8 protein-coding genes and 1 tRNA gene are annotated in these 10,073 nt (G+C 70.9%); 7 read left to right on the top strand and 2 right to left on the bottom strand.

The window, feature by feature from the left end; genetic code table 11:
* Window positions 1-837 precede the first annotated feature (837 nt).
* The 6 genes from AAW13_RS36705 (at window position 838) to AAW13_RS36685 (ending at window position 7,218) form a co-directional block, all read left to right on the top strand.
* Entirely contained in the window at window positions 838-3,024 is a 2,187-nt protein-coding gene (locus AAW13_RS36705; protein ID WP_071659801.1) for a DEAD/DEAH box helicase, read from the top strand.
* A gap of 163 nt (window positions 3,025-3,187) precedes the next feature.
* Entirely contained in the window at window positions 3,188-4,714 is a 1,527-nt protein-coding gene (locus AAW13_RS36700; protein WP_046734466.1) for an amino acid permease, read from the top strand.
* A 98-nt stretch (window positions 4,715-4,812) separates the two neighbouring features.
* A tRNA-Lys gene (locus AAW13_RS36695) sits at window positions 4,813-4,885 on the top strand.
* A 322-nt stretch (window positions 4,886-5,207) separates the two neighbouring features.
* On the top strand, window positions 5,208-6,599 hold the full coding sequence (locus AAW13_RS36690) for an MFS transporter (RefSeq protein ID WP_167391776.1): 1,392 nt from the start codon (window positions 5,208-5,210) through the stop codon (window positions 6,597-6,599).
* An 11-nt stretch (window positions 6,600-6,610) separates the two neighbouring features.
* On the top strand, window positions 6,611-6,772 hold the full coding sequence (locus tag AAW13_RS46180) for a hypothetical protein (protein WP_167391775.1): 162 nt from the start codon (window positions 6,611-6,613) through the stop codon (window positions 6,770-6,772).
* A complete protein-coding gene (locus AAW13_RS36685) occupies window positions 6,748-7,218 on the top strand; it encodes a hypothetical protein (protein ID WP_046734467.1) in 471 nt (156 codons plus the stop codon). The genes AAW13_RS46180 and AAW13_RS36685 overlap by 25 nt, the downstream gene beginning before the upstream one ends.
* Before the next feature lie 242 nt (window positions 7,219-7,460).
* Here AAW13_RS36685 and AAW13_RS36680 read toward each other — a convergent pair whose 3' ends face one another.
* Together AAW13_RS36680 and AAW13_RS36675 are read right to left on the bottom strand one after the other, a co-directional pair.
* Window positions 7,461-8,102, bottom strand: coding sequence for a GTP cyclohydrolase II (locus tag AAW13_RS36680; RefSeq protein ID WP_046734468.1), 642 nt, complete (start codon window positions 8,100-8,102; stop codon window positions 7,461-7,463).
* Window positions 8,103-8,268: 166 nt separating this feature from the next.
* Window positions 8,269-8,793: a MarR family winged helix-turn-helix transcriptional regulator gene (locus tag AAW13_RS36675; RefSeq protein WP_046734469.1), complete on the bottom strand. Its 525-nt coding sequence runs from the start codon at window positions 8,791-8,793 to the stop codon at window positions 8,269-8,271.
* Between the two features lie 80 nt (window positions 8,794-8,873).
* On the opposite strand from AAW13_RS36675, the gene AAW13_RS36670 reads away from it, so the two are divergent.
* Entirely contained in the window at window positions 8,874-10,013 is a 1,140-nt protein-coding gene (locus tag AAW13_RS36670) for a dihydrofolate reductase family protein (RefSeq protein WP_046734470.1), read from the top strand.
* The last annotated feature ends 60 nt before the right edge of the window (window positions 10,014-10,073 follow it).

Here is a 10,073-nt window from a genome sequence, read left to right as displayed (position 1 = left end):
ACTTCGCCGTTGGTCGGTTGCTCCTTGGCGATACCGTCCGACTTCGCCGTTGGTCGGTTGCTCCTTGGCGATACCGTCCGACTTCGCCGTTGGTCGGTTGCTCCTTGGCGATACCGTCCGACTTCGCCGTTGGTCGGCTGCTCCTTGGCGATACCGTCCGACTTCGCCGTTGGTCGGCCGCTCCTCGGCGATACCGCCCGACCTCACCGTTGGTCGGCCGCTCCTCGGCGATACCGTCCGACTTCGCCGTTCGCCGGCCGGCCCTTGCCGATATCGCCTCGACCTCGGCGTCCGGCGGCTTTCCCTCGCCGCTATCCCTCGAACTCACTGTCGGCACCGCCCTCGGCGGCACTGTCCCCGGCGGCACCGCCTCCACCTCACCGCTCGCCACCCCTCCGGCGATACCGGCCTCGCCTCACCGGGCCGGTCGGTTGCCGGTCCCGGGGGGTGTGCGGGGCGGGAAGAAGTCGGTGGGGGTCGGTGTTGGCGGTGGGGTAAGCAAGCGCGTCTGGTCTGTGTGGCTGTCCGGATGTCGCGGCGGGGCACGGGTGTGTGCGTCGGCGCGGTGGTCCGGGAGTCGCGGGACCGAGGCGAACCGTTCGCTCCGCTGCCCGGCCGTACCGCTGTGAGCTGCGAGATTGGGGCTCGGTTTGCCTTGGGGGGTGGTGGGTGCGTATGGTGGTAGATCGTTTGATCCCATTTGCCCGGCGCCACCGCAGAGCGCGCCGTGTGGCGCGTACTCTCCCTTGCCGTGGCGGACCGCATTGAGGCGGTCGTGAGCGAATCACGGAGTTGACGGGCGCGTGCCGAAGAGACTCCGGAAGGTTTCGCATTCGCATGTCCGTGTCCAGTACTGATCAGTTCGTCGTGTCCGAGAACGAGTTCGAGAACGAGCTCGAGAACGACGACCTGACGACCGAGGCCTCCGAAGAGGCCGCTGACACCACCGACACCACCCCCCAGACCACCTTCGCCGACCTCGGCCTCCCCGAGGGCGTCGTGCGCAAGCTCGCGCAGAACGGCGTGACCACCCCCTTCCCGATCCAGGCCGCGACCATCCCGGACGCCCTGGTCGGCAAGGACATCCTCGGCCGTGGCCGCACCGGCTCCGGCAAGACCCTCTCCTTCGGTCTGCCCACCCTGGCCACGCTGGCCGGCGGCCGCACCGAGAAGAAGCGGCCGCGTGCCGTCATCCTGACCCCCACGCGCGAGCTGGCGATGCAGGTCGCCGACGCGCTCCAGCCCTACGGCGACGTCCTCGGCCTGAAGATGAAGGTCGTCTGCGGCGGTACGTCCATGGGCAACCAGATCTACGCCCTGGAGCGCGGCGTGGACATCCTGGTCGCGACCCCCGGCCGGCTGCGCGACATCATCAACCGCGGCGCCTGCTCCCTCGAGGACGTCCAGATCACCGTCCTCGACGAGGCCGACCAGATGTCGGACCTGGGCTTCCTGCCCGAGGTCACCGAGCTGCTCGACCAGGTCCCGGCCGGCGGCCAGCGCATGCTCTTCTCCGCGACCATGGAGAACGAGATCCAGACCCTGGTCGAGCGCTACCTGAACAACCCCGTCTCCCACGAGGTGGACGCGGCCCAGGGCGCGGTCACGACCATGTCCCACCACATCCTGATCGTGAAGCCCAAGGACAAGGCTCCGGTCACCGCCGCGATCGCCTCCCGCAAGGGCCGCACGATCATCTTCGTCCGCACCCAGCTGGGCGCCGACCGCGTCGCCGAGCAGCTGCGCGACGCCGGTGTGAAGGCCGACGCGCTGCACGGCGGCATGACCCAGGGCGCCCGGACCCGGACCCTCGCCGACTTCAAGGACGGCTACGTCAACGTCCTCGTCGCCACCGACGTCGCCGCGCGCGGCATCCACGTCGACGGCATCGACCTGGTCCTGAACGTGGACCCGGCCGGCGACCACAAGGACTACCTGCACCGGGCCGGCCGTACCGCCCGCGCGGGCCGCACCGGCACGGTCGTCTCCCTCTCCCTGCCGCACCAGCGGCGCCAGATCTTCCGGCTGATGGAGGACGCGGGCGTCGACGCCTCGCGTCACATCATCAACTCCGGTACGGCGTTCGAGCCGGAGGTCGCGGAGATCACCGGCGCCCGTTCCATGACCGAGGTGCAGGCCGAGTCCGCGGGCAACGCGGCGCAGCAGGCCGAGCGTGAGGTCTCCCAGCTGACCAAGCAGCTGGAGCGGGCGCAGCGCCGGGCCGTGGAACTGCGCGAGGAGGCCGACCGCCTGGTCGCCCGTGCCGCCCGCGAGCGCGGCGACGACCCGGAGGCGGCGGTCGCCGAGGCGCAGGCCGAGGCCGAGGCCGTGGTCGAGGAGACCGCGGTGGAGGCGCAGCCCGAGGTTCCGGCGGCCCGTGACAGCCGTGACCGTGGCTTCGAGCGTCGTGACGACCGTCGGGACGACCGTGGTGGCCGTTCCTTCGACCGTGACCGCGACCGCACCGACCGTCCGTTCAACCGCGACCGCCGTGACGACCGTGGTGGCCGCCCCTTCGAGCGCCGCGAAAACCGCGACCGCGGTTTCGAGCGTCGTGACGACCGTCGGGACGACCGTGGTGGCCGTTCCTTCGACCGTGACCGCGACCGCACCGACCGTCCGTTCAACCGCGACCGCCGTGACGACCGTGGCGGCCGTTCCTTCGAGCGTCGCGACGACCGCCGTGACGACCGTGGCGGCCGCTCCTTCGAGCGTCGCGACGACCGTGGTGGCCGCTCTTTCGACCGGGACCGTGACGACCGCGGTGGCCGTTCCTTCGAGCGCCGTGACGACCGTGGCGGCTTCCGCCGTGACGAGCGCGGTGGCCACCGTGGCAGCGACCGTCCGTTCAACCGCGACCGCCGTGACGACCGTCCGGGCTTCCGCAGCGGTGGTCACGACCGCCCCGGCCACGACCGTCCGGGCCACGACCGTCCGTTCGGCCGTCGTGACGACCACCGCGGTTCGTCCTCCGGCTCCTTCGGGCGCCGCGACGACAAGCCGCGCTGGAAGCGCAACGGCTGACGCTCCGTGACATCCGGCTGAGCGCCGCGTCCCGCACCGGGACGCGGCGCTCAGCCGTTTCCGGAGCCCCGCCCGACCGGGGGGCTGTTTCGTGCCCGTTCCAGGTTCTTTTCGGCCATGCTGTGACGCATGTCACGACCCCGCCGGGGGAATCGCTGGGGGCATGACAGAAGACGCGATAGGCAAGTCGCCTTCCGGCGGCCTCTCCGACGAGGAGCGGCTGGCACAGCTCGGCTACACCCAGGTTCTGGCCCGTCGTATGTCGGCGTTCTCGAACTACGCGGTCTCGTTCACGATCATCTCGGTCCTGTCCGGCTGTCTCACCCTCTACCTCTTCGGCATGATCACCGGCGGTCCCGCGGTGATCACCTGGGGCTGGGTGGCCGTGGGCCTGATGACCCTCTTCGTGGGCCTCTCGATGGCCGAGATCTGCTCCGCCTACCCCACCTCCGCGGGCCTCTACTTCTGGGCCCACCGGCTGGCCCCGCCCCGCTCGGCCGCGGCCTGGGCGTGGTTCACGGGCTGGTTCAACGTGCTGGGCCAGGTGGCGGTGACCGCGGGCATCGACTTCGGCGCCGCGTCCTTCCTCGGCGCGTACCTGAACCTCCAGTTCGACTTCGAGGTGACCCCGGGCCGTACGATCCTGCTCTTCGCGGCGATCCTGGTCCTGCACGGCCTCCTCAACACCTTCGGCGTCCGCATCGTCGCGTTCCTGAACAGCGTGAGCGTGTGGTGGCACGTGCTCGGCGTCCTGGTGATCGTCGGCGCGCTGACCTTCGTGCCCGACCACCACCAGTCCGCGTCCTTCGTCTTCACGAAGTTCGTGAACGAGACCGGCTGGAGCAGCGGCCCGTACGTCGTCCTGCTGGGGCTCCTGATGGCCCAGTACACGTTCACCGGCTACGACGCCTCGGCGCACATGACGGAGGAGACCCACGACGCGTCGACGGCCGGCCCCAAGGGCATCGTCCGCTCCATCTGGACGTCCTGGATCGCCGGCTTCGTGCTCCTCCTCGGTTTCACCTTCGCGATCCAGTCGTACGGCAAGGAGCTGAACTCCCCGACCGGCGCGCCCCCGGCGCAGATCCTCCTGGACGCGCTCGGCGCGACGACAGGCAAGCTCCTGCTCCTGGTGGTGATCGGCGCCCAGCTCTTCTGCGGGATGGCGTCCGTGACGGCCAACAGCCGCATGATCTACGCCTTCTCGCGCGACGGCGCGCTGCCCTTCTCCCGTGTCTGGCACACGGTCAGTCCGCGTACCCGTACTCCCGTCGCGGCGGTCTGGCTGGCCGCCCTGTCCGCGCTCGCCCTGGGCCTGCCCTACCTGATCAACTACACGGCCTACGCCGCCGTGACGTCGATCGCGGTGATCGGCCTGTACGTGGCGTACGTGATCCCGACGCTGCTGCGGGTGCGCAAGGGGGACGAGTTCCAGCGCGGACCGTGGCACCTGGGCCGCTGGTCACGCGTGATCGGCGTCGTCTCGGTGACCTGGGTCGCTGTCATCACGGTCCTCTTCATGCTCCCCCAGGTCTCGCCGGTCACCTGGGAGACCTTCAACTACGCCCCGGTCGCCGTCCTGGCGGTCCTCGGCTTCGCCGCGGTCTGGTGGCAGGCCTCGGCTCGCCACTGGTTCCTGAACCCGGACAGAGCACGCCACGAGGACACCGCCAAACTGGTCGATCTCTGACGCTCCGGCCCACTTCTGCCACCCGACGCGGCCGTGACCCCGATACCCGATCGGCGACACGGCTCCGTCCGGCTATGCTCGGGGAGGCAACATCGCCTGGGCCGTTAGCTCAATTGGCAGAGCAGTGGACTTTTAATCCATTGGTTGTGGGTTCGAGTCCCACACGGCCTACCGGTTGCGGGCGGGGGATCCAACCCCCTGACCTGCTGTGCGGCGCCCGACTCGACTCCGGTCGAGCCGGGCGCCGCCGCGTTCCCGGGCGGCTCCGCCGGAGTACGCGGAGAGCAAGGGGTTGCCAAAGGTTCGTCCGGCGGAGGAATGACCGTGCGAGCCGTGGATACGACGTGACGCGTCCGTGCCCGTATCCGTGCCCCGTATCCCGTGCCCCACGTCCGTGCCCCGTGCCACACGTCCGTGCCCTATGTCCGTGCTCCATGTTCGTGCCCACATCTGTGTCCGACTTTCGTGTCGGGGTCGGCAGTCGGGAGGGTCTTTGACAGCGTCAGGGCGGCGTCCCGAGCGGTCTGCGCGGAACACGGCGGGGATCGCGGTCTTCCTCGTGCTGATGGTCGACTCCGTCGTCACCGGGCTGTTCGTCCCGTTGTCCCTGCTGTACCTGTCGGCGAGTTCGGGCGCCTCGCTGGTCCGCGTCGGGACCCTGCTGAGCCTGGCCGGCCTGCTCTCGCTGCCGCTGCCGCTGTGGATCGGCCCCCTCGTCGACCGGTACGGACCCAGGCCGACCGTGCTGGCCGCGCAGTTGCTCCAGGCGGCAGGATTCCTCGGATACCTCGTGGTCCGCGACGACGTCGGGATCCTCGTGGCCGCGACCATCGCCTCACTGGGACAACGGGCCTTCTGGTCCTCGGCGTTCACCCTGGTCAGCAATGTGTCCGACGGCGACCCCGGCGGGCATTCCCGCGAGCGGTGGTTCGGCGTCGCCGGCTCGTTGCGTGCGGCGGGCTACGGCGTCGGCGCCGTAGCCGCGGGCGTCGCCCTGTCGGTGAAGTCCGGTCCGGTGTACCGCGGGGCGATCGGCACGTGTGCCGTGCTGCTGCTGATGGCCGCCCTGCTGCTGGTGCGGGGAGTGCCGCGGAACGCGACGCTGCCGGTCCTCACGGGCCACGCCGAGCCGGGTGCCGCGGCTCCGCCGGGCCGCGGTTACCGAGAGCTGTGGGCCGATCGCCCTTACCTGGGGCTGGTGGCGCTGAACACGGCGTTCGCGCTGTGCAACGTCATGCTGAGCATCGCCTTCCCGCCGTTCGTCGAACGCCGGCTGCCCGAGGTGACCTGGGCGGTCGGACCGCTGCTGGCGATGAACACGGTGGTCCAGGCGGCGCTTCAGACGACGGTGGTCCGGCTGATCCGGCCGCTGCCCCGGCACCGGTCACTGTGTCTTGCCGGGGTGCTCTGGGCCGCGTGGGCGGGCCTGACGGCGGGGCCGCTGTGGCTGCCGCGCGGCCTGTGGGTCCCCTGCCTGACGGTGGCCGTGCTCTGCTACTCGGCGGCCCAGCTCGTGCACTCGCCCGTGTCCAACGCCCTGTCCGCCGACGCCGCGCCCGCCGGGATGCGCGGCCGCTACATCGCCGTCTTCCAGTACTCCTTCGCCGTCGCCACGGTCGTAGCGCCGCTGCTGTTCTCACTGCTGCTCGACGTGTCGGGCGTCGCCCCCTGGGTCACCCTCGCGGCACTGGCCCTGGTGACGGTCCCGGGCGCCCTGGCCCTGGCCCCACGCCTGCCCGGATCCGCGCTCACGCCACCCACAGCCGACGGCTCACCGAACCCCCCCGGCGTCCCCCCACAGCAGCGCGGACCGACACTGACCCGGCGGCTCAGCACACCCGCACCCGCTAAACACCGGGTCGAACAGACGACCACGCTTCGCTGAAAGGGAGAGACGTGACCGCATCGAGCAAGGGCGCCCCGCCGTCTGAAATCTTCGAGTGCACCTTCGAGTTCCAGCCAGGCTGGATTGATCTGACGCTTCAGGAAGGTACGAAGGCCGAGGCCAAGACCCTGGCCACAGAGGTGACGACATGGTCGGACGGGCCGTGCGCCTGAACGACGATGTGCCGGTCCTCGCGGCGGCGTACTACACGGAGACGGGGGAGGCGCTCGCCCGCCTCATGGTCGACGGCTGTCGCGATGAGGGCGTCCCCCGGCCCAGCGCCGAGGAGGTCACCCCCCTGCTGCTGGAGTGGGGGAACGCCCGGGTCACCGGTGAGCCGCAGATCACCCGACTCGATCTGGTCGCCGGACCGGCGGTCCGGGTCCAGTCCATGCTGGAGGTGAGGCGCAGGCTCGGGTTCGGCCGGAAGCTGGCCGAATTCATTCGCCACGCAGTCTTTCCGCCCCGGATGGAGACCCCCGTCGTCGTCACCGTGACCTGGGAGAGGATCGCCCGCACAGAAGAGATCACGGAGCTGGCCGACGAGGCGATCCGTTCCATGCGGATCACTCCGCTCCCTGCGGGCTTGACTGCCCCGGCCGAGGGAGGGGGCGAGTGAAGACAGCAGAGCAGCTCTGACGGTTCCACGTTTTCCGTGGGTGCGGTGCCGGCCGTCTCCTCTGGAGACGCCGGTCTTCGAGCCGGATGTGGCGCGGCGGGCCCGCAGGGGTCGGCCGGCGGGTCTTGGTGTGGTCGTCTCTTCCCGGTGGAGGGCGTCGAGAACACGCGCCGGCCGGGCGTCCACCAAGGCTTCGCTCGCCGGTGTGCCCGTTGCCGTCGGCACCTTCGGCCAGGCGCTGCTCAGCCCGCGTTGAGTTCCGTCAGTTCGGCCAGCGGGAGCGTGTGCTGGGTGTGCAGGACCTTGGCGCGCAGGTAGCGGACGTTGTGGGCGGTGCTGAAGACGCCCGTCGGGACGCGGTCGCGGACCGTGATGCCCAGGCCGCGCAACTGCTCGGCCTTGTCGGGGTTGTTGGAGAGCAGGTCCAGCTCGTCGTGGCCGAGGGCCTGGAGCATCTGGGCGGCGGCGGTGTAGTCGCGGGCGTCCTCGGGCAGCCCGAGGGCGGCGTTCGCCTCGTAGGTGTCGAGGCCCTGGTCCTGGAGGGCGTACGCGTCGAGCTTGTTGTAGAGGCCGATGCCGCGGCCCTCCTGGCGCAGGTAGAGCAGGACGCCGCCGCGGTCGGCGATGCGCTCGACGGCCTCGCGCAGCTGGGGTCCGCAGTCGCAGCGGGCCGAGCCGAAGACGTCCCCGGTCAGGCACTCGGAGTGCAGGCGGACCAGCGGGAGGGTGCCGGGGGCCGGGTCGCCGAGGACGACGGCGACGTGCTCCTGGCCGTCGGTCAGGCCGTGGAAGGTGACGAGTTCGGAGTTGACGCTGTAACCGTCGGCGAAGCGCAGCGGGACCCGGACGCGGGCGCGCTGGGTGGCGGCGGGGAAGTCGGTCATCGGGGTCTCCTGTGTCCGGGTTCGGGACGGCTGTCCCGGTGTGGGACGTCGTGCCTGCTTCAGATTTGAAACAGATCCACGGCTGGAACCATACCCCGTGTTTTAAATTTGAAGCAACAGATTTACGTGAGGTCGGAGAAATCCGTGAGGTCGGAGAAACCCGGGTTCACGAACCGGAACAGGGTGACGACCGCCGTCGCCACGGCACCTCGTCCGCCGTCGGCCGCGGGGTCGACGCGTCGCCCTCCAGTGCCCGCGCGATCACGGAGCTGATCTCCTCCAGCTGCCCCACCTGGTCGTCGGAGAGCCGGTCGAACACCGCCGCCCGTACCGTCTCCACATGGCCCGGCGCGGTGCGCTCCAGCACCGCCATGCCCTCGTCCGTCAGGATCGCGAAGCTGCTCCGCTTGTCCCACTGGCAGTCCTCGCGCCGGATCAGCCCGTCCTTCTCCAGCCGGGTGACGGCGTACGTCAGCCGGCTCCGGGTGATCTTCGCCTTCGCGGCGAGGTCGGTCATCCGCAGCTTGCGCTCGGGTTCCTCGGAGAGGTTGGCCAGGATGCCGTAGTAGAGATGCGGCATGCCGGCGTCCTGCTGGAGCTGGCGGTCGATCGCGTCCTCCAGGAGGTTCGTCGCCGCCATGAACGCGCGCCAGGCGCGCTGCTCCTTCGGGGTGAGCCAGCGAGTCGTCATGAGGCCAGTGTAGGTTTGTTTCAAACTTTAACCAAGCTTCCGGTTCACACCCCGCCCGCCGCCGAGAGTGAGCGCGTCCGATGCCGTACCCCCACGTCCTGCTGTCCGCCGCCGTCTCCCTCGACGGCTACCTCGACGACACCGGCCCCGAGCGGCTGCTGCTCTCCTCCCCGGCCGACTTCGACCGCGTCGACGAGGTGCGGTCCACCGCCGACGCGGTCCTGGTCGGCGCCGGCACGATCCGCGCGGACAACCCCCGCCTCCTGGTGTACTCCGAGGAGCGCCGCGCCGCCCGGCTCGCCGCCGGCCGGCCCGAGTACCCCCTCAAGGTCACGGTCACCGCGACCGGCGACCTCGACCCGGACGCGCGGTTCTGGCACACGGGCGGCGAGAAGGTCCTCTACACGACGGATGCGGGCGCCGAGCGGGCGGTGGCCCTGGGCATCGCCGCCGACATCGTCCCGCTGGGCCCCGACCTCCACTGGCCCGCGCTGCTGACCCACCTCCACGAGGTGCGGGGCGTGGACCGCCTGATGGTCGAGGGCGGCGGCACCGTGCACACCCAGCTGCTCCAGCAGGGGCTCGCCGACGAGCTCCAGCTGGTCCTCGCCCCGGTCCTGGTCGGCGACCCGAAGGCGCCGCGCCTGTTCGGCCCCGGCGGCTATCAGGGCGGCCGCCTGCGCCTGCTGGAGAGCCGCCGCATCGAGGACGTCGTCCTGGCCCGCTACGAGCCCACCGCGCCCGGCGTGGGCGGCTCGGCGTCCGCCGCCGACCGGCACTGGCTGCGGCTCGCCTGCGAACTGGCGGACCGGTGCCCGCCCTCGCGGACCGCGTTCAGCGTCGGCGCGGTGGTGGTCGCCGCCGACGGCACGGAGCTGGCCCGCGGCCACTCCCGGGAGGCCGGCGACCCGGTGGCCCACGCGGAGGAGGCGGCCCTGGCCAAGATCTCCCCGGCCGACCCCCGGCTGTCCACGGCCACTGTCTACACCAGCCTGGAACCCTGCACCCACCGCGCCTCCCGCCCGCACCCGTGCGCCGAGCTGATCCTCGCGGCGGGGGTGCGCCGGGTGGTCACGGCCTGGCGCGAACCCGACACGTTCGTCCGGGCGGCGGACGGGACGGGGATGCTGCGGGAGCAGGGGGTGGCGGTGGTGGTGCTGGCGCAGTACGAGGCCTTGGCCAAGGCGCCCAACGCCCACCTGGAGACGCCTCCCGCGTAGCGCTCGGCGACCGGCCGCCGGCACCCCTCCCGTAACCCGTGTGACTCGCACCCTTCCGAT

The organism is Streptomyces humi, assembly GCF_001005085.2.
GTDB lineage: Bacteria > Actinomycetota > Actinomycetes > Streptomycetales > Streptomycetaceae > Streptomyces > Streptomyces humi.
The sequence above is the reverse complement of the archived record's forward strand: the minus strand, read 5'-3'. Positions and strand labels throughout refer to the sequence as shown.